Origin of the sequence: Curtobacterium sp. MCPF17_003, from assembly GCF_003224385.1 — a bacterium.
GTDB classification, from domain to species: Bacteria; Actinomycetota; Actinomycetes; order Actinomycetales; family Microbacteriaceae; genus Curtobacterium; species Curtobacterium flaccumfaciens.
Map to the genome: position 1 here is coordinate 36,387 of NZ_QKLC01000003.1, position 25,020 is coordinate 61,406.

Annotated in this window: 24 protein-coding genes and 2 tRNA genes; 20 read left to right on the forward strand and 6 right to left on the reverse strand. The window is 71.2% G+C overall.

Going from position 1 to position 25,020, the window contains the following annotated elements:
- Window position 1: 1 nt before the first annotated feature.
- The 7 genes from DEJ30_RS04190 to DEJ30_RS04220 are packed head-to-tail and all read left to right on the forward strand — an operon-like array spanning window position 2 to window position 6,964.
- On the forward strand, window positions 2–541 hold the full coding sequence (locus DEJ30_RS04190) for a M14 family zinc carboxypeptidase (protein WP_110859191.1): 540 nt from the start codon (window positions 2–4) through the stop codon (window positions 539–541).
- Window positions 538–1,464, forward strand: a complete 927-nt coding sequence (locus DEJ30_RS04195; RefSeq protein ID WP_110859192.1) for a hypothetical protein — start codon at window positions 538–540, stop codon at window positions 1,462–1,464. Before DEJ30_RS04190 ends, DEJ30_RS04195 begins: the two co-directional genes overlap by 4 nt.
- Window positions 1,464–2,405 (forward strand): ABC transporter permease, encoded by a 942-nt coding sequence (locus DEJ30_RS04200; protein WP_110859193.1) that lies wholly within the window; start codon window positions 1,464–1,466, stop codon window positions 2,403–2,405. The genes DEJ30_RS04195 and DEJ30_RS04200 overlap by 1 nt, the downstream gene beginning before the upstream one ends.
- Window positions 2,402–3,292 carry an ABC transporter permease gene (locus DEJ30_RS04205; protein WP_110859194.1) on the forward strand — a complete coding sequence of 297 codons (891 nt, stop codon included), beginning with the start codon at window positions 2,402–2,404 and terminating at the stop codon, window positions 3,290–3,292. Before DEJ30_RS04200 ends, DEJ30_RS04205 begins: the two co-directional genes overlap by 4 nt.
- 41 nt (window positions 3,293–3,333) lie before the next feature.
- Window positions 3,334–4,743, forward strand: coding sequence for a serine hydrolase (locus DEJ30_RS04210; RefSeq protein WP_258369810.1), 1,410 nt, complete (start codon window positions 3,334–3,336; stop codon window positions 4,741–4,743).
- Entirely contained in the window at window positions 4,740–5,306 is a 567-nt protein-coding gene (locus DEJ30_RS04215; RefSeq protein WP_110859195.1) for a GbsR/MarR family transcriptional regulator, read from the forward strand. Before DEJ30_RS04210 ends, DEJ30_RS04215 begins: the two co-directional genes overlap by 4 nt.
- Window positions 5,303–6,964 (forward strand): ABC transporter ATP-binding protein, encoded by a 1,662-nt coding sequence (locus DEJ30_RS04220; protein WP_110859196.1) that lies wholly within the window; start codon window positions 5,303–5,305, stop codon window positions 6,962–6,964. The genes DEJ30_RS04215 and DEJ30_RS04220 overlap by 4 nt, the downstream gene beginning before the upstream one ends.
- 16 nt (window positions 6,965–6,980) lie before the next feature.
- On the opposite strand, the gene DEJ30_RS04225 is transcribed toward DEJ30_RS04220, so the two are convergent.
- Window positions 6,981–7,556 (reverse strand): hypothetical protein, encoded by a 576-nt coding sequence (locus tag DEJ30_RS04225; protein ID WP_146238493.1) that lies wholly within the window; start codon window positions 7,554–7,556, stop codon window positions 6,981–6,983.
- Between the two features lie 146 nt (window positions 7,557–7,702).
- Between DEJ30_RS04225 and DEJ30_RS04230 the strand changes: the two genes are divergently transcribed.
- Both DEJ30_RS04230 and DEJ30_RS18060 read left to right on the forward strand, forming a co-directional pair.
- Window positions 7,703–8,032 carry a hypothetical protein gene (locus tag DEJ30_RS04230; protein WP_110859198.1) on the forward strand — a complete coding sequence of 110 codons (330 nt, stop codon included), beginning with the start codon at window positions 7,703–7,705 and terminating at the stop codon, window positions 8,030–8,032.
- A gap of 101 nt (window positions 8,033–8,133) precedes the next feature.
- A complete protein-coding gene (locus DEJ30_RS18060) occupies window positions 8,134–8,286 on the forward strand; it encodes a hypothetical protein (RefSeq protein ID WP_163343414.1) in 153 nt (50 codons plus the stop codon).
- 69 nt (window positions 8,287–8,355) lie between these two features.
- On the opposite strand, the gene DEJ30_RS04235 is transcribed toward DEJ30_RS18060, so the two are convergent.
- Genes DEJ30_RS04235 through DEJ30_RS04245 form a run of 3 tightly spaced genes read right to left on the reverse strand, consistent with a single transcriptional unit; the run spans window position 8,356 to window position 11,492 of the window.
- A complete protein-coding gene (locus DEJ30_RS04235) occupies window positions 8,356–9,213 on the reverse strand; it encodes a DMT family transporter (protein ID WP_110859199.1) in 858 nt (285 codons plus the stop codon).
- Entirely contained in the window at window positions 9,210–9,872 is a 663-nt protein-coding gene (locus DEJ30_RS04240; protein ID WP_027464682.1) for a response regulator transcription factor, read from the reverse strand. The genes DEJ30_RS04235 and DEJ30_RS04240 overlap by 4 nt, the downstream gene beginning before the upstream one ends.
- 39 nt (window positions 9,873–9,911) lie before the next feature.
- Entirely contained in the window at window positions 9,912–11,492 is a 1,581-nt protein-coding gene (locus tag DEJ30_RS04245) for a sensor histidine kinase (protein ID WP_110859200.1), read from the reverse strand.
- A 132-nt stretch (window positions 11,493–11,624) separates the two neighbouring features.
- Here DEJ30_RS04245 and DEJ30_RS04250 point away from each other — a divergent pair, with 132 nt between their 5' ends.
- Complete coding sequence (locus tag DEJ30_RS04250) at window positions 11,625–12,455, forward strand: helix-turn-helix domain-containing protein (protein ID WP_110859201.1); 831 nt, start codon at window positions 11,625–11,627, stop codon at window positions 12,453–12,455.
- A 191-nt stretch (window positions 12,456–12,646) separates the two neighbouring features.
- On the opposite strand, the gene DEJ30_RS04255 is transcribed toward DEJ30_RS04250, so the two are convergent.
- On the reverse strand, window positions 12,647–13,678 hold the full coding sequence (locus tag DEJ30_RS04255; RefSeq protein ID WP_110859202.1) for a LacI family DNA-binding transcriptional regulator: 1,032 nt from the start codon (window positions 13,676–13,678) through the stop codon (window positions 12,647–12,649).
- A gap of 118 nt (window positions 13,679–13,796) precedes the next feature.
- Here DEJ30_RS04255 and DEJ30_RS04260 point away from each other — a divergent pair, with 118 nt between their 5' ends.
- The 7 genes from DEJ30_RS04260 to DEJ30_RS04290 all read left to right on the forward strand — a co-directional run bounded on the left by DEJ30_RS04260 (window position 13,797) and on the right by DEJ30_RS04290 (window position 22,907).
- A complete protein-coding gene (locus DEJ30_RS04260) occupies window positions 13,797–15,071 on the forward strand; it encodes a sugar ABC transporter substrate-binding protein (RefSeq protein WP_110859203.1) in 1,275 nt (424 codons plus the stop codon).
- A gap of 33 nt (window positions 15,072–15,104) precedes the next feature.
- Window positions 15,105–15,983: a carbohydrate ABC transporter permease gene (locus DEJ30_RS04265; RefSeq protein WP_110859204.1), complete on the forward strand. Its 879-nt coding sequence runs from the start codon at window positions 15,105–15,107 to the stop codon at window positions 15,981–15,983.
- Window positions 15,980–16,957 (forward strand): carbohydrate ABC transporter permease, encoded by a 978-nt coding sequence (locus DEJ30_RS04270; RefSeq protein ID WP_196783367.1) that lies wholly within the window; start codon window positions 15,980–15,982, stop codon window positions 16,955–16,957. Before DEJ30_RS04265 ends, DEJ30_RS04270 begins: the two co-directional genes overlap by 4 nt.
- Entirely contained in the window at window positions 16,957–18,372 is a 1,416-nt protein-coding gene (locus DEJ30_RS04275) for a cellulase family glycosylhydrolase (protein WP_110859205.1), read from the forward strand. Before DEJ30_RS04270 ends, DEJ30_RS04275 begins: the two co-directional genes overlap by 1 nt.
- A 14-nt stretch (window positions 18,373–18,386) precedes the next feature.
- Window positions 18,387–21,398, forward strand: a complete 3,012-nt coding sequence (locus DEJ30_RS04280; RefSeq protein WP_110859206.1) for a glycoside hydrolase family 38 C-terminal domain-containing protein — start codon at window positions 18,387–18,389, stop codon at window positions 21,396–21,398.
- 28 nt (window positions 21,399–21,426) lie between these two features.
- Complete coding sequence (locus DEJ30_RS04285) at window positions 21,427–22,392, forward strand: endo-beta-N-acetylglucosaminidase H (protein WP_110859207.1); 966 nt, start codon at window positions 21,427–21,429, stop codon at window positions 22,390–22,392.
- A gap of 224 nt (window positions 22,393–22,616) precedes the next feature.
- Complete coding sequence (locus DEJ30_RS04290) at window positions 22,617–22,907, forward strand: DUF1905 domain-containing protein (RefSeq protein ID WP_110859208.1); 291 nt, start codon at window positions 22,617–22,619, stop codon at window positions 22,905–22,907.
- 17 nt (window positions 22,908–22,924) lie between these two features.
- Here DEJ30_RS04290 and DEJ30_RS04295 read toward each other — a convergent pair.
- Window positions 22,925–22,998: transfer RNA gene (locus DEJ30_RS04295), tRNA-Gly, on the reverse strand.
- 54 nt (window positions 22,999–23,052) lie between these two features.
- Here DEJ30_RS04295 and DEJ30_RS04300 point away from each other — a divergent pair.
- The 3 genes from DEJ30_RS04300 to tig all read left to right on the forward strand — a co-directional run bounded on the left by DEJ30_RS04300 (window position 23,053) and on the right by tig (window position 24,859).
- Window positions 23,053–23,328 carry a hypothetical protein gene (locus DEJ30_RS04300; protein WP_110859209.1) on the forward strand — a complete coding sequence of 92 codons (276 nt, stop codon included), beginning with the start codon at window positions 23,053–23,055 and terminating at the stop codon, window positions 23,326–23,328.
- A 93-nt stretch (window positions 23,329–23,421) separates the two neighbouring features.
- A tRNA-Pro gene (locus DEJ30_RS04305) sits at window positions 23,422–23,498 on the forward strand.
- A gap of 53 nt (window positions 23,499–23,551) precedes the next feature.
- A complete protein-coding gene (gene tig / locus DEJ30_RS04310; RefSeq protein ID WP_027464695.1) occupies window positions 23,552–24,859 on the forward strand; it encodes a trigger factor in 1,308 nt (435 codons plus the stop codon).
- The last annotated feature ends 161 nt before the right edge of the window (window positions 24,860–25,020 follow it).

The window sequence follows — 25,020 nt, forward strand, 5'->3', positions numbered from 1 at the left end:
CATGGAGCAGCACACCGTCCTCGACCTGGTCCGCGACGTCCCCGACCGCGACGGCTTCCCGCTCGTCGACGACCTGCACGCACGGTTCGCCGAGCTCGCCGCGGCACACCCGGACCGGGTCACGGTCACCCGGATCGGCACGAGCCGCCTCGGCGAACCCCTGCACAGCTACCGCATCGGCACCGGGTCGCACGCGGCCGTCGTGGTCGGCGGGGTGCACCCGAACGAGCCGATCGGTTCGTGGACGGCGCTGCACCTCGCCGAGACGGCCCTCGGCGACGAGCGAGTGGCCGGGCTCGACGTCACCTGGCACATCGTCCCGACGATCGACCCGGACGGCATGCGGCTCAACGAGGCGTGGTTCCACGACCCGCACGACCGGGTCTTCTACTCGCGGCACTTCTACCGGCCCGCCCCGGACAGCCAGGTCGAGTGGACGTTCCCGAACAGCTACAAGTCGGTGTACTTCGACCAGGTGCTGCCCGAGACGCTCGCGTTCATGCGGCTCATCGACGACACCGAGCCGGACCTGCTCACGTGAGCCTGCACAACGGCGAGATGGGCGGCGTCTACTACTACCTGTCCGAGGACCTGCCCGACGTCGTCGACACCCTGCACGCGGTGCCGGCCGCACTCGGGCTGCCGCTCGACACCGGGGAGCCGGAGTCCCCGTACCTGCGGGAGATCGGCCCGGCGGTGTTCGCGATGGACGGCATCGAGACGGCGTACGACTACCTCGAGGAGCTCGGCGTGGATCCCGGCGAGCACATCCACGGCGGGTCGAGCGCGGCGTGGGCGATGCGCCACGGCGCCCTCTGCGTGGTGGCCGAGCTGCCGTACTGGAGCCACCCCGACGCCGACGACCAGACCCCGACCGACGAGTCGTACGCCGACCTGCTGCGCCGGTGCGCGGACGAGCTCGGTGCCTCGGGTGCGGAACTGCAGGCGTTCCTCGACGAGGCGTCTCCGATGCTCTCGATCCCGTCCCCGTTCGTCGAGGCCTCCCGGGCGTTCGTCCCGATGCTCGTCGGGATCGCGGACACCGACCGCCGCCGGGCCGAGCGGGAACCGGCCGACCGGACGGCCACCGTCGCGGAGCGCTTCGGCTGCGAGGACCTCGTCCGCTGCTTCCGCCTGCGTTACGGCGGCATGCTCCTGCGGGCCGTCGAGGCGGAGACGACCGCCGGCACGGCGTCCGCGCCGCTCCGGCGGCTCCGCGACCGCCTGGCCGAGCGGTACGCGCACTGGCAGGCGGACGCGTCGACGGGTGCGCAGCCGATCCCGGTGGGGAAGCTCGTGGGCGTGCAGTACGGGGCGATCCTCGCCTGCGCGGCGCACGTGGCGAACCCGACCCGCGCCTCCCGACCGTCACTGGTCACCCCGGGAGAGCCTGGGCCCACGCCGCCGGTTCCGGACCGACGCGCCAGCGGCGGGCCGGCCGTGCCGGTGGGGAGAGGCGCGTGATGCGTCCGACGCTCGCCGTCGGTCGCCGACTCGGCGGCCTGGTCATCGTGTTCCTCGGGGTGACCTTCCTGATCTACGCGATGACGTTCGCGCTGCCCGGCGACCCGATCAAGGCGCTCGGCGGTGAGCGCCCCCTCACCGACTCGGTCGTGCGGGCGCTGCGGGCGGAGTACCACCTGGACCAGCCGCTGTGGCTGCAGTACGTGCAGTACCTGGGCGGCCTGTTCCGGGGTGACTTCGGCACCGACTTCAACGGGCAGTCCGTCGGCGAGCAGATGGCCTCGCGGTGGCCCGTGACGATCACGCTGGCGCTGAGCGCATGGGCGCTCGAGATCGTCCTCGGCATCGGGCTCGGCGTGGTCTCGGCGCTCAAGCGCGGCACCGTGCTCGACAAGACGGTGCTCGTCGGCACCATCGTCGTCGGCGCCGTGCCCGTGTTCGTGCTCGGCGTGGCCCTGCAGCTGGTGTTCTCGGTGCGGCTGCACTGGTTCCCCGTCGCGGGCGTCACCGCCGGGTGGCCGACCGCGTACGTCCTGCCGGCGTTCGTGATCGCCCTGTTCGGCCTGGCCGCGGTGTCCCGACTCACCCGGACGTCGATGATCGAGACGCTCGACGCCGACTACGTGCGGACGGCCCGTGCCAAGGGGCTCGCGCCGGGCCGGATCGTCGGCGTGCACGTGCTGCGGAACTCGCTCATCCCCACCGCCACCTACCTGGCGACCGACCTCGGGTACCTGATGGGCGGCACCGTCATCATCGAGGGCATCTTCAACCTGCCGGGTGTCGGCAACCTGCTGTTCCAGGGCATCCGTTCGCACGAGGGCGCCGTCGTCGTCGGCATCTCGACCGCCCTCATCCTGGTGTTCCTCGTCACGAGCGTGCTCGTCGACCTGCTGCACGCCGCCCTCGACCCGCGCGTCCGGACAGGAGCCTCCCGATGACCACCGAAGCCCTCGGCGCCACCGTCGAGCCCGTCGTCGGAGTCCGGCGCCGGCCACTGCTCGCCGCCGCACGGACGCCGGGGTTCTGGGTGCCCGGGTCGGTGCTCGTGGTGGTCCTGCTCATCGCGGCGTTCCCGCAGCTGTTCGCCGGGCTGTTCGGCCACGGCGACCCCCGGGTGTGCGACCTCGGCCGGAGCGGGGCGTCACCGACCGCCGGGCACCCGTTCGGCTTCGACCTGCAGGGCTGCGACGTGTACGCGAACGTCGTCTGGGGCACCCGGTCGTCGATCGCCGTCGCGGTGCTCACGACCCTGCTCGCCGGCATGGTCGCGGTCGTCGTCGGGACCGTCGCGGGCATGGTCGGCGGGTGGGTCGACGCCGTACTCGCCCGGCTCACCGACGTGTTCCTCGGCTTCCCGTTCCTGCTGGGCGCCGTCGTCGTGCTGAACAGCGTGGGGGAGCGGTCGGTGCTCACGGTGTCGCTCGTGCTCGCCCTGTTCGGGTGGCCGACGATGGCCCGGCTCGTGCGGTCGAGCGTCCGCAGCGTCCGGGGCGCCGAGTTCGTGCTCGCCGCCCGGACGATGGGGTTGTCGACGTGGCGGATCACCACCCGGTACGTGCTGCCGTCGTCGATCTCGCCGCTGCTCGTGCTCGCCACCATCACCGTCGGCGGGGTCGTCGTGTCCGAGTCGTCGCTGACCTACCTCGGCATCGGGCTGGAACGTCCGGCGATCTCGTGGGGGCTGCAGCTGTCCGCGGCGACGTCGCAGTTCCTCCGGGCCCCGCACATGCTCATCGCCCCGGCGGCGTTCCTCGCCGTGACCGTGCTCGCCGTCATCGCGCTCGGCGACACGCTGCGCGCCGCACTCGACCCACGTCGGCGCTGACGCGCCAGACTCGCTGCAGAACCGTTCTCGAAAGGACCACCGTGACCGACACCCTCTCCGCGTACCGGAAGACCCTGCCCTACATCCGGGAGTGGGTGTCGTACAAGGTGTGGCAGCTGCGGGTGCCCGGCGTGCAGGTCGCCGTCGGGTACGGCGGCGAGGTCCTGTTCGACGAGGCCTGGGGCTACGCCGACGTCGAGGCCGGGCGTCGGCTGACCACCACCGACCTGTTCCGCATCGCTTCGCACTCGAAGACCTTTACCGCGACGGCCCTGCTCCAGCTCGCCGAGCGCGGGTCGCTCCGGCTCGACGACACCGTCGGCACGTACGTCCCGGCACTGGTCGACGGCGGCTCCCCGCTCGCCGACGCCACCCTGCGCGAGCTCATGGAGATGGGTGCCGGCGTCATCCGCGACGGGCACGACGGCGACTACTGGTCCCTGCTCCGGCCGTTCCCCGACGAGCAGGAACTCCTGGCGCTCGTCCTCGACCGGGGCCAGAAGGTCCCGACCGGCTCGTCGTTCAACTACTCGAACCTCGGCTACTCCCTGCTCGGCCTGGTCATCGCCGCGGTGTCCGGGCGGTCGTACAACGACTTCGTGCGGGAGTCGATCATCGAACCCCTGGGCTTGCGGAACACCGGCCCCGACTGGGACCCCGCACGCGCCGACGACTTCGTGGTCGGGTACACCGGCTTCCACACCGCGCGGCACCGGCAGCGCATCGACCACGTCGACACCCGCGCGATGGCCGCCGCCACCGGGTTCCACGGCACCGCGTCCGACCTGGTCCGTTACTTCTCGCAGCACGTGATCGGGCAGGGCACCCTGCTCGACGACCACTCCAAGCGCCTCGCGCAGCGGAAGGCCTGGAGCGCCACCGACGACCCCGCCGCCCGGGGCTACGGCGCCGGCTTCATCGTCGACCGGATCGGCGGACGGGAGATCCGCGGCCACTCGGGCGGGTTCCCGGGGCACATCACCCAGTCGATGTTCGACCCGGCGTCCGGGCTCGTCGTGTCCGTGCTGACGAGTGCCGCCGCCGGACCCGCCACGCTCATCGCCACCGCGGTCATCGCCATGCTCGACGCGGCAGCCGACGCCGACGCCCCGGGGACCCCGGTGCCCGACGACGTGGACACCTCCGCCTTCACCGGGCGCTTCGCCAACCCGTGGGGCGTCACCGACGTCGCCCGGATCGGTGACCGGCTCGTCGAGGTCGACCCGTCCGGCGCCGAACCGATGGACACCCCCACCCGGCTCGAGGTCGTCGACGCCGACACCCTGCGGATGACCCACGGCAACCGCTTCGGCTCGGTCGACGAGGACATCACCTACACGCGCGACGACGACGGCACCGTCCGGGCGATCCGCGGCGGCGGCGGCATGTCGCAGGAGCCGTGGTCGATCCCGGAGGAGCGACCCGAGGCGGCCGCCGGGCTCGCCTCGTGACCGACGACAGGGGCACCGGCGACGGGGCCCCCGACGACGACCGGCTGCTCGGACCGGAGCGCCAGGCGTTCGTCGAGGAGTTCGCCCTGATGCTCAACGACGGCGCGGGCATGCCCCTCACCGACGCCCGGGTGCTCGGCTACCTGATGATGACCCGCGCACCGCACTCGTCGTCGTCCGACCTGCAGGCAGCGCTCGGCGCCAGCTCGGGGTCGGTGTCGATGGCCACCCGGCGGCTCGTCGACTCCGGGTTCGTGAAGCGCCACATCGTCCCCGGCGAGCGCAGCCACTACTTCCGCGCCGAGGCCGACGTCTGGGGCTCCTGGCTCGCCAGCGAACGGAAGTACCTCGACCGGCAGCGCGACATCATCGGCCGCGGGCTCGCCGTCGTCGAGGGTGCCGGCCGTACCGGCACGGGCGACGTGGACGCCGAGGTCCGCGAGCGCCTGCTCAACGGCCGCGACTACATGCAGTGGCTGCAGGGCTACCACCGCAAGATGCTCGAGGAGTGGGAGGCCTTCAAGGCCGCCCGCGACGACACCGACCCCCCGGAGACCCCATGAGCGGCACCACCGACGTCCTGATCGTCGAGCACCTCACCGTCACCTTCGACGTCGACGGCGAGGTCGTCCGCGCCGTCGACGACGCCTCGTTCACCGTCACCCGGGGCGAGGTCGTCGCGGTCGTGGGGGAGTCCGGCTCCGGCAAGAGCATGACCGCGATGACCGCGATGGGCATCGCCCCCGACGGTGCGCACGCCTCGGGGAGCATCCGGCTCGGCGACCTCGAGGTCATCGGCACCGACGAGCGCACCCTCCGGTCGGTCCGGGGCCGCAGCGTGTCGATGATCTTCCAGGACCCGTCCGCGGCCCTGAACCCGGTGTTCACCATCGGGTTCCAGCTCGCCGAGGCCGTCCGACGCACCGACGGGCCGCACGACCGCGCCGCCGTCCGGGAACGCTCGCTCGAGCTGCTCCGCGCCGTGGAGGTCCCCGAACCCGAACGCCGCCTGGGCCAGTACCCGCACGAGCTCTCCGGCGGGCAGGCCCAGCGCGTGATGATCGCGATGGCGCTCGCCGCCGACCCGGACCTGCTCATCGCGGACGAGCCGACGACAGCCCTCGACGTCACCGTGCAGGCCGAGGTCCTCGATGTCCTCCGCGCGCTGCGCGAGCGCACCGGCACCGCGATCCTGCTCATCACCCACGACATGGGCGTCGTCGCGGACCTCGCCGACCGCGTGGTCGTGATGCGCCGCGGACGCGTCGTCGAGACCGGCACCGCCGACGCGGTCTTCGCCGCACCGTCCGCCGACTCCACGCGGGAACTCCTCGCTGCGGTCCCGCGGATGGGCACCGGGTCCGGACAGGAGGCTCGGCTCGACCCCGCCACGGAGCCCCCGGCCGCCGTCCTGGACGTCCGGCACCTCGTGGTCGAGTACGGCGGCGCCCTGCGGGGGCGCTTCCGCGCCGTCGACGACGTGTCGTTCACCGTCGGCCGTGGCGAGATCGTCGGCCTGGTGGGGGAGTCCGGCAGCGGCAAGACCACCATCGGCCGGGCCGCGGTCGGCCTCGCGCCGATCACCTCGGGTTCGGTGGTCGTCGACGGCGCCGACGTCGCCGGCGCACGACGAGCCGCCCGCCGGCAGATGCGCCAGCACGTCGGCGTGGTGTTCCAGAACCCGCTCCGGTCGCTCAACCCCCGGTACACCGTCGGGCAGACCGTCGCCGAGCCGCTCCGCCAGATCCTCCGGCTGCCGGCGGTGCAGGTCGAGGAGCGTGTCGAGCGACTCCTCGCCGACGTCGGTCTCGACGGTGGGTACGCCGAGCGCTACCCGCACGAACTCTCCGGCGGCCAACGGCAACGCGTCGCGATCGCCCGCGCGGTGGCCCTCGACCCCGCGCTCCTGATCGCCGACGAGCCGACGAGCGCGCTCGACGTGTCGGTGCAGGCCCGCGTGCTCGACGTGTTCCGCGAGCTGCAGGAGCGCCTCGGGTTCGCGTGCCTGTTCGTCACGCACGACCTGGCCGTGGTCGACACCCTGTGCGACCGGGTCGTCGTGCTGCACGGCGGCCGGGTCGCCGAACACGGGACGCGCGACGCCATCCTGCGCTCGCCCCAGGACCCGTACACACGACGGCTCATCCAGGCCGCCCCCGTGCCGGACCCCGGGGAGCAGGCACGCCGACGCTCCGAGCGCCTGGCCGCCCGCGCAGGCTGAGGGGGGAGAGTCCGGGTCAGCGCACCTGGGCCGATGCCCACAGCACGCCGACGCCGCGGCCCACCGGGCGCAGCAGCGGCACCGCGACGAGCACCGCCGCGCCCAGGTACGCGACGGTCTGCAGCAGCCCCGGGAGCGCGAAGGCCACGCCGAGGGACTCCTGCGGGAGCGCCGTGAGGAGCACGGTCTCCGACAGCAGTGCGGTGACGAACCACGCCGCAGCCGCCACCGTGACGATCCAGCCGAAGGCCCGCTGCACACCCGGCGCACTCCGGACGGTGACGACGCCGAAGGCCACGAGCGCCGCCTGCGCGACGACGAGGAACACGTCGATCAACAGGCCGGGAACCAGCGACACGAGCGCGAGCACGGACACCGCGAACGTGAGCGCCCGGCGGTCCCGAGCACGCACCGCGGCGACGAGCACGACGACGGCGGCGATGCCGGCGACGACCGTGGCGCCGAGGAGCAGCCCGCGGGGCAGGTCCCAGGGCGCCAACCAGACCGTCCCGACCAGTCCGGCCGCCCCGAACACCAGCGCCGCCACCACCGCGGCCGCCGACACCACCCGTACCCCCGTGCTGCTCTGCATGCCCGCACCCTATGCCCCGGCACCCCGCCAGGGGAACACGCTCCCCACCGTTCGGCGCCCCGACGACACGCCCGTCCGGCCCCGGGTGCTCGTCCAGACGACGCGGTCGACTTGACTGTCGTTCGAACACACGTTCGAATACCGTCGTGGGACGGCGTCGTGAGAACCGGTGGCAGCCCCCGGAACACCCGGAGGTCGAGCGTCCGCGCGCGTACTCCCTGTCCGAGGACGCCCGCGGCGGTGACGTCTGCCACGCCGTCACCCCGAAGCCGGTCTGGGCGTGGGTCCAGTTCCCGACCTTCCACGTCCGGGTGAAGGCCTTCGCGAAGAGCTGGACCCGCGACGCCGTGCTGGTGGAGTGGGCGCAGTTCGGGCAGCAGGCCGAGGCGTGGGTGTGGCGCTCCGCGGTGAAGCACCGCACGCTCCGTGCCGACCGGGACAGCGCGAACCGGAGTCCGCAGAGCGCACTGCGTTGACTTCCGCCCGCACCCCGAGGATGGTTTAGCGAACACGGGTTCAGCAAGTAGCTCACTGATCGAGGCATCCGGTCCGGACCCCTGTTCCAGAAGGAGGCACCATGAAGAACGCAGCGGTGCCGTCCTGGGTCGCCCACGTGCTCACCCCGCCCGAGGTCATCAGCGCCTACGTCGAGCGTCGGATCAACGATCCGTCCCTCCTGTCGGGCGAGCAGTCGGAACCCACGTACGCAGACTTCCTGCGCGACGAGTAGACGGTCTTTTCCCAGGAGGCCCGGATCACGCACCGCTGTCGGCGGACGTGATCCGGGCCTCCTCTTCGTTCACCCCACCGGTCCGCCGCGTCGGCGACGCGCCGACAGCGTCACGCCGACGCTCGCGGCGGTGACGCACGCCAGGGCGACCGTCTCGAGCACCGTCAACCCCTCGGCCAGCACCACCAGGCCGGCCAGGGCGGCGATCGCCGGGCCGAGGCTCTGCAGCACGCCGAACACACGCGTCGGCATCCGGCGGAGCGCGAGCATCTCGAGGGCGTACGGCAGCACGCTCGACAGCACGGCGACCGCACCGAAGACGAGCAGGAGCGTCGGTTCGTGCAGGACGCCGTCGACCGCGGACCGGAGCCCGAACGGCAACGACACGAGCATCGCGACCACCATCGACACGACGAGCCCGTCGACGCCGGGGATCGCGGCGCCGACGTGCCGGTTCATCACGATGTAGCCCGCCCAGCACCCGGCGGCCAGGACCGCCCAGACGACACCGCCCACCTCGGTCACCGCGGTCGGGCCCACGCCGAGCAGCACGACCCCGGCGAGCGCCAGCACGGCCCACAGCGCATCGCGCCACCGCCGGGTGTGCACGAGCGACAGGGCGAGCGGCCCGAGGAACTCGATCGTCACGGCGACACCGATCGGGATGCTCGCGAACGACAGGTAGATGAAGACGTTCATGCCACCGAGCGCCAGGCCGAGCCCGATCGCACCGAGCCACTGCGCCCGCGTCCAGTGCCGGATCCGCGGGCGGATCACCAGGGCGAGCACGACGGCGCCGATGACGAGCCGGAGCGTGGCCGCCCCGACCGCGCCGACGTCGTCGAAGTGGGTCTTCGCGATCGCGGCGCCGAGCTGGACGGACACCATCGCGGTGAGGGCCAGCAGGGGCGCGGGGACCCGGTTCATCCCAGGTAGGCGAGGACGGCGAGGACACGGCGGTGGTCCTCTCCGGTGTCCTCGAGTGCGAGCTTGCCGAAGATGCTCGACACGTGCTTCTCGACGGCGCCGGTGCCGATCACCAGGGCGCGGGCGATGGCGGCGTTCGTGCGGCCCTCGGCCATCAGCCCGAGCACGTCACGTTCGCGCGGGGTCAGGGCTGCGAGCGGGTCGCGACGGCGGCTCATCAGCTGCGTGACGACCTCGGGGTCGAGCACGGTGCCGCCGGCGGCGATGCGGCGGACGGCGTCGTCGATCTCCTCGAGCCGGGTGACGCGGTCCTTGAGCAGGTAGCCGATGCCGGTCGCGCCGGCGGCGAGGACGTCCTCGGCGTAGGTGGCCTCGACGTACTGGGAGAGCAGGAGCACACCTGTCCGTGGAGCGATCCGGCGGGTCTCGACGGCGGCCCGGACGCCCTCGTCGGTGAAGGTGGGCGGCATCCGCACGTCCATCACCACGACGTCGGGTGCACCCTCGGGCAGGGTCGCCAGGAAGGCCCGGGCGTCGGAGTACTGCCCGATGACGTCGATGCCGGCCTCGTCGAGCACGCGGGCCAGGCCCTCGCGCAGCAGGACGGCGTCGTCGACGACGACGGCCCGGATGCGTGCTGCATCCGGGCCGTCTGTCATGCCGACCAGCCTAGTGGGAGCGCGGACGCCCCTGTGGGGTCACGACCGCTGGTTCGCCGCCGTCGGCACGCCGTTCAGGGCCCCGAGGGGGATCCGGGCGGTGGCCTCGGTCGGGCCGCCCTCGGGGCTCGAGACGACCAGGTCGCCGTCGAGGGCCCGCATGCGGCCGATCAGGCCCTCGATCCCGTGGCCCTGCTGCGGCCGGGCACCACCCCGGCCGTCGTCGGTGACGCTGACGGTCAGGTACCAGAGGCCCGAGGCGTCGACGACCAGGCCGAGGTACACCCCGGCGGTGGTGGCGCCGGCGTGCTTCATGGTGTTCGTCAGGAGCTCGCTCACCGTGAAGTACACGTTGCGCTGGATCTCCGTGGCGAGCTCCAGGCCCTCGGGCAGCCGGACGTCCAGGCCCACCGGGATCGGGGTGCGGGCGACCAGTGCCTCGAGCGCCGCGACGAGTCCGCGGTCGAGCAGGATCGGCGGGGCGAAGCCGCGTGACAGTGCGCGCAGTTCGTCGAGGGCGTCCTGGGCGTGCTCGGATGCCTCGCCGATGAGCTGCTTGGCCTTCTCGGGGTCCTTCTCGAAGGCGCGCTCGGCGGCGGACAGGTCCATGCGGAGTCGCACCAGCCGCTGCTGCGGGCCGTCGTGCAGGTCGCGCTCGATCTGGCGGAGTGCCTGCCCCTCGGCGGTGACGGCACCGGCGCGGGAGGCCTGCAGGCCGGCGACGCGCTGCTCGAGTTGCTCGGCCCGGAAGCCGCCCAGCAGGCCGAAGTCGACCCAGTAGTGCGCCAGGACGGACCCGCGGGCCCAGAGCGGGAAGAGCACGACCGAGGCGGCCATCGACAGCAGCCCGGCGACGCCGATGCCGGCCACCACGCCGTAGTCCCAGCTCGGGTACGACAGCCCACCCACGCCGCCGAACGCCCATGCGCCCGCCACGACGACCGGCCAGGTGAAACCGAGGATCAGCAGTGCGCCGGCCCCGACGGTCACGACCGCGACGAGCGGGTACACGACCGCGGCGTGCAGCAGGTAGAGCCAGTAGTGCGGGTTGGCGACGGCCGACCCCGTGCGGGTCCACCAGTTCTGCTGCCAGCGGGGCGTCCAGTCCACCGGGCGGATCGGCCTCGGGTCCGCCCAGCTCATGCGGAGCTTCTCGAACTGTCCGAGCCACCGCGCCACGAACAGCGCGATGAAGAACATGAGCAGGACGAAGGGGTTGAACAGGTCCCGGAACCCGCCACCGAAGATCGCCGTCGGGAACGCGAAGTACAGCGTGCAGAGCAGCACGGCGGTGAGCGCCATGTAGCCGAAGTCCCGCGGCAGGCGCTTCCACGCGTCGCGGTAGAACTGCCCGGCGGTCATGCCGGACCCGCGACCGGAACCACCGACCGGACCGGACCCGACCCGCGGGGTGGCGCTCCACGACGCCGGCGGGGACTGCGCGGCGTCCTGGGAGTCCTGGGGGTCCTGGTGGTGCTGGCGCGGGTACTGGGGCATCGGCTTGGTGGCTCCAGGGGGCACGGAGTCGCCCAGCGGGACGGTCTGGGCCTGGTCGGGCGAAGGCGTAGCGTCGTCCAGCGGGACGGTTCGCGCCTGGTCGAGGCGGTCGGTGTCGGTCATGCATCCAGCCTCGCGATCGCGGAGCCGTTCCCCCATCCTGCCCTCTCCCCACCCCGGGTGGGGTTATCCCCCCTCTTCCACGGACCGTCCGATCCACGCCCGCGCGTCCTGCCCGTGGATCACGCTCGTCGGATGGGTGATGCGCTCCGCGCACTGATCGACGCCGTCGGGCTCCAGGTCGGGCCGGGCACCGAGGTCCGGTCCGACGACGAGGCGTGGACGCTCGACTTCGAACCGACGGGCACCCGCGTCTGGGTGGCGACGCGGTCCCGCTCCGTGTGGATCCGGCGCGGACACGACATCGCGATCGTCGACGCCGGCACCGCTGCCCTCGTCGAAGGGCACGCGACGATCACGATCAGCACGGGCCCGGAGCGCTCCGGCCCGCCCGATGCCGCTGCGACGTACGCGTTCCCGCACGAAGCACTCTTCGCGCTGACCGGTGTCCTCGTCGGTGCCGCAACGCTCGGACCCCTCGCCGACGAGGTCCTCGCACTCCCGGCCATCGCGACGACCGGTCCGCCCGGGGCTCCCTCACCCGATGTCGGCCTCGCGCTCCGCCACATCGGGCACCTGGACGGCGGGAGGTGGCACGGCGCGCAGCAGCAGGCCCTCGCCCGACTCGTCGTCACGACGGTGCTCCGCGACAACCCGCCCCCGATGCTCGGCGACAACGGTCTCGCGCGAGTCCTCGACCGCCTGTTCGATCCCGCCGGTCAACCATCCGTGCGGGAGCTCCTCGTCGGCATCGACATGTCGGAGCGCACCCTCGAGCGCCGGTGCGTCGCAGCGACGGGATGCTCGCCCGCGCAGCTCGGCCGCTGGTACCGCAGTCTCGCCGTCCGGAGCGCGCTCAGTCGTGGAGACCGCCCGTCCGACGTCGCGACCCGCTTCGGCTTCAGCACGACGTCGTCCATGCGGCGGGCCCTCGAGCGGGTCCGACCCCCGACGAACCGCCGGTGACCGTCGACCGCGGGGGAAGGCAGTTCCGCTTCGCATCGATGACGGTTCTGGTTCACGATCCTCGGGTTTCGTGAGCCAGAACCGTCACGGCGCGGAGAAGACCACGTCGTCCCGCGCCGTCGCAGGTGCGGTGTGGCGCGCCGGTCGCGGCGGCAGCACGAGTGAGTCGTCGGCGCCGACCTCCGGAGCGGTCAGACGGGGGCGCGGCCGGTGGACTCGCGGACGCTCAGGGCGAGCGAGGGGCCCGCGCGTGACGGGAGCGGGGTGCTGGCGTCGATCTGCGCGCGCAGCAGGGTCGCCGCACGCTGCCCGAGCTCGACCGTGTCGCGGGTGAGCGAGGTGATCGCCGGCCGGACGAGCCGGATCATCGCCGAGTCGTCGAAGGACACGATCGAGACGTCGCCGGGCACCGCGACGCCCATCTCGCTCGCCACGCCCAGCCCGGCGACGGCGAGCACGTCGTTGTCGTAGACGATCGCGGTCGGTCGGACGCTCCTCGACAGCAGGGTGCGGGTGGCGCTCGCGCCGGCCTCGGCCGAGTAGTCCGTCGGTACCGAGACCGCGTCGTCGAGCCCCTCGTCGGCCGCGAACGCCCGGAGCCGGTCCATGCGCATGGCGGTGTGCTCGAACTCGGGCCTGCCGGCGACGTGCGCGATGCGCCGGTGCCCGAGGGCGTGCAGGTACCGCAGAACCGTGTCGGTGGCGTCCGAGTCGTCGATCCAGACCGTGGGTGCGGCGCCGTCGGGGGAGGGGTGCGAGCCGACGACGACGGTCGGCATGCCGAGGTCGGCGAGCAGGGCGAGCCGGGCGTCGTCGCGACGGGGGTCGATCACGATGACGCCGTCGACACGGTGTCCGCGCCACCAGTCCCGGTAGGTCTCGAGTTCCTCGTCCGCGTCACGCGCGACGAGCAGGTTCATGCCGACGTGGGTGCCGGCGAGCCCGAGCTGGATGCCGGAGATCAGGTCGCCGAAGAACGATTCCGTGCCCAGGGTCCGGGCGGGGCGGTTCAGCACGAACCCGATGGAACCGGCCTTCGCACCGCCGAGTGCCCGGGCCGCGGTGTGCGGCTGCCAGTCGAGCTCGAGGGCGATCTCGCGCACGCGGCGGCGGGTCTCGTCGGAGACACCGGGGCGGTCGTTCAACGCGAACGACACCGCGCTGATGGACACGCCGGCTCGCGCGGCGATGTCGGCGATCGTCGTTCGACGCTTGGTGGCCACGGGGTTGACTATAGCGCTTTAGTCATTCACAGTGGCTGCCACACCCGGGTTCGGTGACTGTTGCTGAACCGGTTCAGCTATGACGAGGGAGTCAGACGCCATGAGGACCACCACACGCATGACGAGGGGCCGCGCCACCGCGCTGCTCGCGACGGCCGCCGCGACGGCGCTCGTCCTGACCGGCTGCTCGAGCGGCGGGAACGCGGCCGACGGCGGCGACGGCGAGATCAGCGGCACCATCACCCTGCAGACCTGGGCGCTCACGCCGACCTACACGGGCTACCTCAACGGGGTCATCGAGGACTTCGAGCAGGCCCACCCGGACGCGAAGGTCAAGCTGCAGGACCAGCCCGGCGACGGGTACGCCGACAAGGTGCTCAGCCAGGCTTCGTCGAACAGCCTGCCCGACGTGATCAACCTGCCGCCGGACATCGCCCTGCCGCTGGCGAAGCGCGGGTTCCTGCAGGACGTCGCGAAGGACGACTCGAAGCTCGACAGCACGTACGTCGCCGGGGCACTGGCCTCGTACGAGTACAAGGGCGTCGACGGCACGTTCGGGTACCCCTGGTACCTCAACACCGACGTGAACTACTGGAACTCGACGATGTTCGCCAAGTGCGGCCTCGACGCGAAGAACCCGCCGAAGACCACCGACGAGCTGTTCACGCAGGCGAAGACCATGCACGACAACTGCCCGACCGACTACCTGATGAGCCGGAAGCCGGGCCTCGGTGACTTCACGCTCGCCGGGGTCAAGGTGCTCAACGCCGACGGCACGAAGTTCACCTTCGCCGACTCGTCGAAGGCCGCCGACCTGATCGACCGCTACAAGGACGCGTACCAGGACGGCTACATGCCCTCCAACGTGCTGAACAGCGACTACCTCGGCAACTCCACCCTGTTCACGCAGGCCAAGGTCGCCTGGACCACCGGTGGTGCCACCTCGCTCGCCGACTTCGAGAAGAACAACCCGTCGCTCAAGGGCAAGGTCACCGTCAGCCCCGCACTCGACACCCCGCCGCTCTACGTGCAGGGCCTGTCGGTCTCGAGCAAGTCGAAGCACCTCGCCACCGCCGAGGCCTTCGCGAAGTTCATGACGAACGCGAAGAACCAGGAGGCGTTCGCCCACGAGGTGAACATCTTCCCGTCCACCACGTCGTCGCAGTCCGACCCGTACTTCTCGAAGGACGACGGCACCGTGAACGGCGAGGCCCGGGTCCTGGCGAACGAGGCCCTGAAGACGGCGAAGGTCATCAACCCGGTCGAGGCGAACTCCGCGATGACGGACTTCCTCGACCAGCAGATCGCCCTCGCGATGAAGGGCCAGGTGGCGCCCGAGAAGGCGCTGCAGACCGCCCAGACCAAGATGAACAGCCTGCTGGCCAACGGCTGATCCAGCCCCGAAGAAGGAAGAGGGAGGATCGTCATGCGTGCCAACCGTTGGTACACGCCCTGGTTGCTCGTCCTGCCGGCACTGATCTGGCTCGTCGCGTTCAGCCTGTGGCCCTCGATCAACACGGTCCGGTTGTCGTTCACGAACGCCAGCCCGCTCGGCGGCGTCAGCCAGTGGGTCGGGGTCGAGAACTTCGAGACCCTGCTCGCCGACCCGCAGGTGTGGGAAGCGCTGCTCAACAGCGTCATCTACATGGCGGTGTGCCTGCCGCTGCTGACGGTCCTCCCGCTCCTCATCGCGGTGCTCGTGCAGCAGAAGCTGCCCGGGATCGCGTTCTTCCGCACCGCGTTCTACACGCCGGTCATCGCGTCCGCGGTGGTCGTCGGGCTCATCTGGACGTGGATCCTCGACGACCGCGGCGTCATCAACGAGATGGCGCAGGCCCTCGGCGTCGTGCAGGGCAGCGTCCCGTTCCTGACCGACCGGTGGCTGCTGCTCCTCAGCGCCATCAGCCTGACGGTGTGGAAGGGGCTCGGCTACTACATGATCATCTTCCTGGCCGCCCTCGGGAACGTCGGCAAGGACCTGCACGAGGCCGCCGCGCTCGACGGCGCCGGCGCGGTCCGGCGCTTCTGGTCGGTCACGATGCCCGGGGTCCGCGGCACCATGACGCTCGTCGGGATCCTGGTGTGCGTCTCCGCGCTCCGGGTGTTCAGCGAGCTCTACATCCTCACCAACGGCACCGGCGGGCCCGGCGGGCAGGACAACTCGCTCGTCATGCTCATCCAGCAGTACGCCCGCGGCTTCACCGGCAACCTCGGCTACGCGTCCGCCCTGAGCCTCCTGCTCTTCGTCGTGACGCTCGTGCCGATGCTCGCCCTCGCCCGGATGAACAGCAAGGCGGACAAGTGACGAACACGACCAGCACGACCGAACCCGTCATCGGCGGCGCGCAGGGCGCAGCCAGCCCGACGCCGGACGTGACCGGCGCGACGGGCGCGGGGCGGGCCTCCAGGCAGAACGGACGCGACGGACGCAAGCGGCGCCGCGCGGTCTGGGGCGTCATGTCCACCCGCGAGAAGGTCGTCCGCTACGTCCTGCTCATCGTGGTGCTCTTCATCACGATCGGCCCGTTCCTGTGGCAGCTGTCCACGTCGCTCAAGGGCGCTGGCGAGGACATCTACACGGCGAACCCGTCGTTCATCCCGTCCGAGCCGACCATCGAGAACTACCTGAAGGTCGCCGCCGCGATCCCGGTGTGGCGGTACATCGGCAACTCACTGCTCGTCGCCGCGATCGACGTGCTCGGCAACATCGTGTTCGCGACCCTCGCCGGCTTCGCCCTCGCCCGTCTGCAGTGGCGACACCGGAAGCTCGTGCTCGGCCTGTTCCTCGGCACCCTCGTGCTGCCCGGCGAGGCGACGATCATCTCGCAGTTCGTCACCGTGAAGGACCTCGGCCTCGCCGACAACCTGGTCGGCGTCGCCCTGCCCGGCATGATCGCGGCGCTCAACGTCCTGCTGATGTTCAACGCGTTCCGGCAGATCCCCGAGGAGATCGACCAGGCCGCGGTGATGGACGGTGCGAACGCCCTGCAGCGCCTGCGCTACATCTCGCTGCCCGCCGTGCAGGGGACCATCGCCGTCATCGCGATCTTCTCGTTCATCGGTGCGTGGGACGACTTCCTCTGGCCGCTCATCGTGCTGCAGTCGCCCGAGAACCTCACCCTGACCGTCGGGTTGCAGTACCTGCAGGGCACGTTCGCCACCGACCAGCGGATGATCGCGGCCGGCACCATGATCGCCTTCATCCCGATCGCCGTGATCTTCGCCGTCCTGCAGCGCTTCTTCTTCAAGGGCGTCGAAGAGGGCGGTGTGAAGGGCTGATGCGCTTCGGGGTCAACTACACGCCCTCGGTCGGCTGGTTCCACTCGTGGCTCGACTTCTCGCGGTCGGACACCGCCAGGGACCTCGAGGCCATCGCGTCGATCGGCGCCGACCACGTGCGCATCTTCCCGCTCTGGCCGGTCGTCCAGCCGAATCGGACACTCATCCGGCAGCAGGCCCTCGACGACGTCGCGACGGTCGTCGACCTCGCCGACTCGTTCGGGCTCGACGTCAACGTGGACGCCCTGCAGGGGCACCTGTCGAGCTTCGACTTCGTGCCGTCCTGGCTGGACAGCTGGCACCGCCGCAACATGTTCACCGACCCGGACGTGGTCGCGTCGACCGCCGCCTACGTCCGGGCGCTCGCCGGAGCGGTCGCCGACAGGCCGAACCTGCTCGGGATCACCATCGGCAACGAGGTCAACCAGTTCGCACACGCGCCGCACCCCGCACCGCACGCGATCACGGCGGAGCAGGGGCACGCGTGGGCGGCGGCGATGGTCGCGGCGGCGCGAGCGGGGCTGTCGGACGGGTCGTCGGGGTCGGCCGGGTCGTCGGGGTCAGCCGCGTCGTCCGTGTCGGTCGGCCTGGAGGCACGGCTCGACCCCGCCTCGTCGGTCCCGTCCGCCATCGGGTCGCGCCCCGGGCCGCTGGTCACCGTCGCGCAGTACGACGCGGCGTGGTACGACGACGCCCAGCCCTTCGGCCCGGAGCACGCGGCGGACCACGGTGACGCCACGGTCACACACTCGTGGGTGTTCAACGGCTCGGCGGCCCTGCACGGCGCCCTCGGGGCCGGGTCGGTGCGGCACGGGGAGTACCTGCTCCAGCTCGCCGCGGCCTGGAACCGCGACGCCGCCCGTCCGAACTGGCTGCAGGAGGTCGGGGCCCCCACCAACGTCGTCGACCCCGCCGACGCCGCCGCGTTCACCGAGCAGACCATCCGGCACGTCCTCGACGCGCAGCAGGTGCTCGGGGTGACGTGGTGGTGCTCCCACGACGTCGCCCGGTCGCTCGCGGACTTCCCGGAGCTCGAGTACGACCTCGGGCTGTTCACGAACGACGGACGACTGAAGCCCGCCGGCGAGGCGTTCGCCGCCCTCGCCCGCGCCGAGCACACCCGCGACGCCCGCGCCGCACCGCCGGCCACCGCGCTCGTCCTCGACGACGTGCTGTCCGACGGCACCGACCGGCGCGGCACCCGGGCCGACTGCGCCCCCGGCGGTCGGTTCGCCGCCGCCTGGCTCGCCCTGGCCGAGGCCGCGCCGGACGGCCGCGGCCCGCAGGTCGTCCTGCGCTCCCGACTGTCGGACACCGCGCTGCTGGCCGCCCGCGGCATCGACCGCTGCGTCGACGTGCCGTCCGACCTCGACACCACCACCGTCCGCGTCGCCCACCCGGCGACCACGCCCTGACCCCGGAAGGCCCCATGCACGACGACATCCCCCTCACCACCGGACGCGCCCGCCGGGTGCTCGACGAGCGGATCACCCCCGCGGTGCACGCGACCACGACGGCCCTCGAGACCGCCTGGCACGAGCTGCCGGGGGAGCCGATCCCCCCGACCGAGGGGCTCGCGCTCACGTTCGAACCCTACGAGGTCGGCACGCCGTGGGGTGCGGCCTGGGGCACGACGTGGTTCCGGCTGACCGGGACTGTGCCGACCGAGTGGGCCGGACGCCGGGTGGAGGCCGTGATCGACCTCGGCTTCGACAAGAACATGCCCGGGTTCCAGTGCGAGGGACTCGTCTACCTGGCCGACGGCACACCCGTGAAGTCGATCAACCCACGCAACCAGTGGGTCCTGGTCACCGAGCGGGCCGAGGGCGGGGAGACCGTCGAGCTCTTCGTCGAGGCCGCGTCGAACCCCGTCCTGCTCGACTACCACCCCTTCCTGCCGACGCAGGAGGGCGACGTGCAGACCTCGTCGTCGAAGCGCCTGTACGCCACCCGCCGGATGGAGCTCGCCGTGTTCGAGTCCGAGGTGCACGAACTCGCCCTCGACGTCGACGTCCTGCTCGAACTGCAGGCCGAGCTGCCCGCCGGACCCCGACGCATGCGGATCCTGCAGGCCCTCGACGACGCCCTCGACGCGCTCGACCTGCAGCACATCCCGGAGACCGCCGGTGACGCCCGTGCGGCGCTCGCCGAGGTGCTCGCCGCTCCCGCCGAGGCCTCGGCGCACACGATCTCGGCCGTCGGGCACGCCCACATCGACTCCGCCTGGCTCTGGCCCGTGCGCGAGACCATCCGCAAGGTCGCCCGCACCACCTCGACCATGGCCGAGCTCATCGACCAGACCGACGACTTCCTGTACGGCATGTCGAGCGCGCAGCAGTACGCGTGGATCAAGGAGCACCGTCCCGAGGTCTACGCCCGCGTCAAGGCTGCGGTCGAGGCCGGCCGGTTCCTGCCGATCGGCGGCATGTGGGTCGAGTCCGACACCGTGATGCCGACCGGCGAGAGCATCGTCCGGCAGTTCTCGCAGGGCCAGCGGTTCTTCGAGCGCGAGTTCGGCATCCGGCCCAAGGGCGTCTGGCTGCCCGACAGCTTCGGGTACTCGCCGGCGCTGCCGCAGCTCATGCGTCGTGCGGGCTTCGAGTGGTTCTTCACGCAGAAGATCTCGTGGAACCAGGTGAACAAGTTCCCGCACCACACGTTCCTGTGGGAGGGCATCGACGGGTCGCGGGTGTTCTCGCACTTCCCGTCGATGGACACCTACAACTCGCGGTTGTCCGGCAGCGAGGTCGCGAAGGCCTCCCGCCAGTTCCGCGAGAACCGACTCGCCACCGGCTCGATCGCCCCGGTCGGCTGGGGTGACGGCGGCGGTGGGACGACCCGCGAGATGACCGGCACCGCGGCACGGCTGGCCGACCTCGAGGGCAGCGCGAAGGTCCGCTGGGAGCACCCGGACGCGTTCTTCGACCGGGCGAAGTCCGAGCTGACCGACCCCCCGGTGTGGGTGGGTGAGCTGTACCTCGAGCTGCACCGCGCCACGCTCACGTCGCAGCACGGCACGAAGCAGGGCAACCGCCGCTGCGAGCAGCTGCTCATCGAGGCCGAGCTCTGGGCCGCGACCGCCGCCGCCCGCACCGACTTCGCCTACCCGTACGACGAACTCGACGCCCTGTGGCAGCAGGTCCTGCTCCAGCAGTTCCACGACATCCTGCCGGGCACCTCGATCGCGTGGGTGCACCGCGAAGCGGTCGAGCGCTACGCCGAGACGGCCGCGGCGCTGACCGCGATCATCGACCAGGCGCTCTCGGCGCTCGCCGGCACCGGAGACGCAGCCGTCGTCGTGAACCCGGCCCCGTTCCTCCAGGCCGGTGCACCAGCGCAGGGAGCGGTCCTGGCGACCGACGTGGCGGCGGCGACCGCGGTGTCGCTGACCGAGCAGGACGGCGGGTACGTGCTGGCGAACGACCTGGTGCGGGTCGTCGTCGACGCGCGGGGGCTCGTGACGAGCGCCGTCGACCTGGCGAGTGGGCGCGAGGCCATCGCGGCCGGCCAGGCGGCGAACCTGCTGCAGCTGCACCAGGACTTCCCGAACATGTGGGACGCGTGGGACGTCGACCGGTACTACCGGAACCGCGTCGAGGACCTGGTGTCGCTGTCGGCCCTCGACGCATCCGTCGACGAGGCCGGGGTCGCACGGGTCGTCGTCTCGCGGGTCTTCGGTGACTCGACGGTGACGCAGGAGATCGTCCTGGCGCCGGGGTCCCGCACGGTCGAGTTCGACCAGGTGACCGACTGGCACGAGACCGAGAAGTTCCTCAAGGTGGCGTTCCCGCTCGACGTCCGTGCCGAGCACACCGTCGCGGAGACGCAGTTCGGCGCGCAGAAGCGGGTGACGCACACGAACACCTCGTGGGAGGCCGCGAAGTTCGAGACCTCGATGCATCGCTACGTGCTGGTGTCCGAGCCGGGCTTCGGCGTCGCGCTCGTGAACGACTCGATCCACGGCTTCGACACCACGCGTGACGCCGTCGACGGGCACGTCACCACCACCGTGCGGCTGTCGCTGCTGCGGGCACCGCGGTTCCCGGACCCCGAGACCGACCAGGGCGTGCAGACGCACCGGTACGGCATCGTCATCGGCACCGACCAGCTCGGAGCCACGTCAGCCGGCGTGCGGATGAACGCGGGCGCGCGGACGATCACCGGGGCGCACGGCTTCGACCCGCTGGTGCAGGTCTCCGGCGACGTCGTGCTGTCGAGCGTGAAGCTCGCCGACGACCGGTCCGGCGACCTGGTCGTGCGCGTCTACGAGCCGTCGGGGCAGCGGGGGACCGGGGGCATCGAGGCCGACGGCGCGGAGTTCGGCCCGGCTGCCGAGGTGACGCTGCTCGAAGAGCCGCTGACCCCGGCCGGGGTGGTCGACGCGTCCTCGTTCGCCGTCGACGCCTACGAGGTCCGCACCTTCCGCTTCCCACGCGAGTGATCGATCCATCCACACAAGGAGGAACGCCATGAAGAAGTCCACGAAGTTCAGCATCGCGACCGTACTGGTCGCCATGCTCGCGGCACCACTGGTGCCCGCCGCAGCATCCGCGGCGCCCTCCTCGTCCGGGTCCAGCCACGGGCACGGGCACGGTCCGTCCCACGGCGGCGGTCACGGTCACGGGCACCACGCTGCGCCCACCAAGTCGGGGCCGACGAGCATCGCCTACGTCGAGGTGAACAACGACGAGCTCGCCAACGTCGGTCGGTACACGCTGGCGAACGGCGCGAACGCGTTCGACGTGGCGATCATCTTCGCCGCGAACATCAACTACGAGGACGGCAAGGCGGTCCTGTACAACAACGAGAACGTGCAGCGCACCCTCGACCAGGCCGCCACGCAGATCCGCCCGCTGCAGGCCAAGGGCATCAAGGTCACGCTCTCGGTGCTCGGCAACCACCAGGGCGCCGGCCTCGCGAACTTCCCGACGAAGGCCGCGGCGCGGGACTTCGCGGCGCAGGTGTCGGCGACGGTGAAGCAGTACGGACTCGACGGGGTGGACCTGGACGACGAGTACTCCGACTACGGCGTGAACGGTACCCCGCAGCCGAACCAGCAGTCCATCGGCTGGCTCATCAGTGCCCTGCGTGCGGACATGCCGGGCAAGATCATCTCGTTCTACGACATCGGCCCGTCGTCCGACGCCCTGAAGACGGCGAACCCGTCGATCGGTGGGAAGCTCGACTACGCCTGGAACCCCTACTACGGCACCTACACGGCGCCGACGATCCCGGGCCTGCCGAAGTCGAAGCTGTCCGCCGCCGCGGTCGACATCCAGAACACCCCGCAGGCCACCGCAGTGTCGCTCGCACAGCGCACGAAGGCCGACGGGTACGGCGTCTTCATGACGTACAACCTGCCGGGAGGCGACGAGTCGGCGTACGTGTCGTCGTTCACGAACGTGCTCTACGGCCAGGCCGCGTCGTACCGCTGACGCTCGCATCCTGACGGAGGCTCGCGCCCCGTGCTCCCCGGCTCCGGCCTGGAGGCGCGGGGCGCGTCCGTCGTCCGGTCCCGCTGGTCCGGGGGAGGCACCAGTTCCTCCTCGCGAATGACGGTTCCGGTTCGCAGACCCCGGCGATCGTGAACCGGAACCGTCATCCACCGAAAACGAATCCCGGCCCGGCGCGCTCGACGCCGCGGTCGTACGATCGCCGCATGGAGCTCGAGTTCCGCGGCGAGGTGATCGAGTGGCGCGGCCCGTCACCGTTCTTCTTCGTCGTCGTGCCGCCGGACGCCGCCGAGGTCATCGCGGACCTCGCGCCGGTGCTCACCTACGGGTGGGGTGTGATCCCGGCCCGCGTGACGATCGGCCCGGTGACGTGGACGACGTCGCTGTTCCCGAAGGACGGCGGGTACCTCGTGCCGTTGCGGGCGGCGGAGCGGAAGCGTGCCCGTGTCGATCTCGGTGACTCCCCGGAGATCACCCTCGAGTTCGCCGACCCCTGACGGGAGAGGTGAGGTTGTGGAGGGGATGACGGGAATCGAACCCGCGTAGCCAGTTTGGAAGACTGGGGCTCTACCATTGAGCTACATCCCCGCGCCTGCGCACCAGGCGCAGCCCGACCATCGTAGCGGACGAACGAGCACCGACATGCCGACGCGCGTCATCCCGAAGCCAGACCCCGGCGCCGCGCGGACCATCCGCTGGTCGCGGGTGGTCTCGTACGTGCTGGTGGTCCTCGCCGCCGCGGTCCTGTCCCTGCGCCCCGACCTGTTCGGCGATCCGCAGTCGCAGCCCGCGCACGCACTGCTGCACGTCTGGCGGATCGTCGTCGGACTGCTGCTCGCGGTCGCCGCACTCGGGGTCCAGGTGGCCGTCGGGATCCGTTGGCGACGCGGACTGCGACGTGCCGCTGACGACGACTGAACAACGTCCGGGAACAGCGCGGCGTCGGACCGCTAGACTCACCGGGGTCGCATGCGCCCTGCGCGTGCGCGGCCGATCCCTGGCACACACCAACGGGGCGTAGCTCAGCTTGGTAGAGCGCCCGCTTTGGGAGCGGGAGGTCGCAGGTTCAAATCCTGTCGCCCCGACCAGGTCCTTCGAGCACCACCGACCACACGAACGTCAACCAACAGGAGAACATCCCTTGGCCACCAGCACCGTCGACAAGGTGAGCGACACCCGCGTCAAGCTCACCGTGAACGTGACGCCGGACGATCTCAAGCCGAGCATCGACCACGCCTACAAGCACATCGCCGAGCAGATCAACATCCCCGGCTTCCGCAAGGGCAAGGTCCCGCCGGCGATCGTCGACCAGCGCGTCGGCCGCGGCGAGGTCCTGAACCACGCCGTCGGTGACGCCATCGACAACTTCTACCGCCAGGCGGTCGAAGAGCAGGAGCTGCGCATCCTCGGCCGTGCCGAGGCCGACGTCGCCGAGCTGCCGAACGTCGCGGACTTCACCGGCGACCTCGTCCTCACCTTCGAGGTCGACGTCCGCCCTGAGTTCGACCTGCCGGACTACTCCTCGTACGAGCTCACCGTCGACGCCGTCGAGGTGTCGGACGACGAGATCGAAGAGGAACTGCAGAACCTCCGCACCCGCTTCGGCACGCTCGTGACGGTCGACCGTCCGGCGAAGACCGGCGACTTCGCGCAGATCGACCTCACCGCCAGCATCGGTGACGACGAGGTCGACTCGGCCACCGGCGTCTCCTACGAGATCGGCTCCGGCGACCTGCTCGAGGGCATCGACGAGGCGCTCGAGTCCCTGACCGCCGGTGAGTCGACGACCTTCGAGTCGAAGCTCGTCGGTGGCGACCGCGAGGGCGAGACCGCCCAGATCGCCGTCACCGTCACCGCCGTCAAGGAGCGCGAGCTCCCCGAGGCCGACGACGAGTTCGCCCAGATCGCCAGCCAGTTCGACACCATCGACGAGCTCAAGGCGGACCTCAAGGAGCAGATCGCGAAGTCCAAGACCTTCGGTCAGGGCGCCGCGGCTCGCGACAAGCTCGTCGAGAAGCTCACCGAGGACGTCAACATCCCGATCTCGGAGCAGCTCATCGCCGACGAGGTGCACCGTCACCTCGAGCAGGAGAACCGCCTCGAGGACGAGGAGCACCGCAAGGAGGTCTCCGAGTCCAGCGAGACCGCCTTCCGCTCGCAGATCCTCCTCGACGCGATCGCCGAGAAGGAAGAGATCCAGGTCTCGCAGGAGGAACTGACCCAGTACCTCATCCAGGCCGCCGCGCAGTACGGCATGGAGCCGGCCGAGTTCATCAAGGTCATCGACCAGAACGGCCAGATCCCCGGCATGGTCGGCGAGGTCGCCCGTTCGAAGGCGGTCGCGACCGTCCTGTCGAAGGTGACCGTCAAGGACACCAACGGCGACGCCGTCGACCTGTCCGCCTTCACGGCGGGCGTCGCGCAGGAGCCGGCAGGGGACGCCGAGTAACGATCTCGACGCCACCAGCACGACTTGACGGGAGGCACGGTGCCAGCTGGCACCGTGCCTCCCGTCCGTCGTTTCCGCACCTTCGCATTGCCGACAGCGAACAGACGAGAACTGGTGCGTTGCACCCGATAAGTTCGACAACAAGCGACAACTGAACGGGA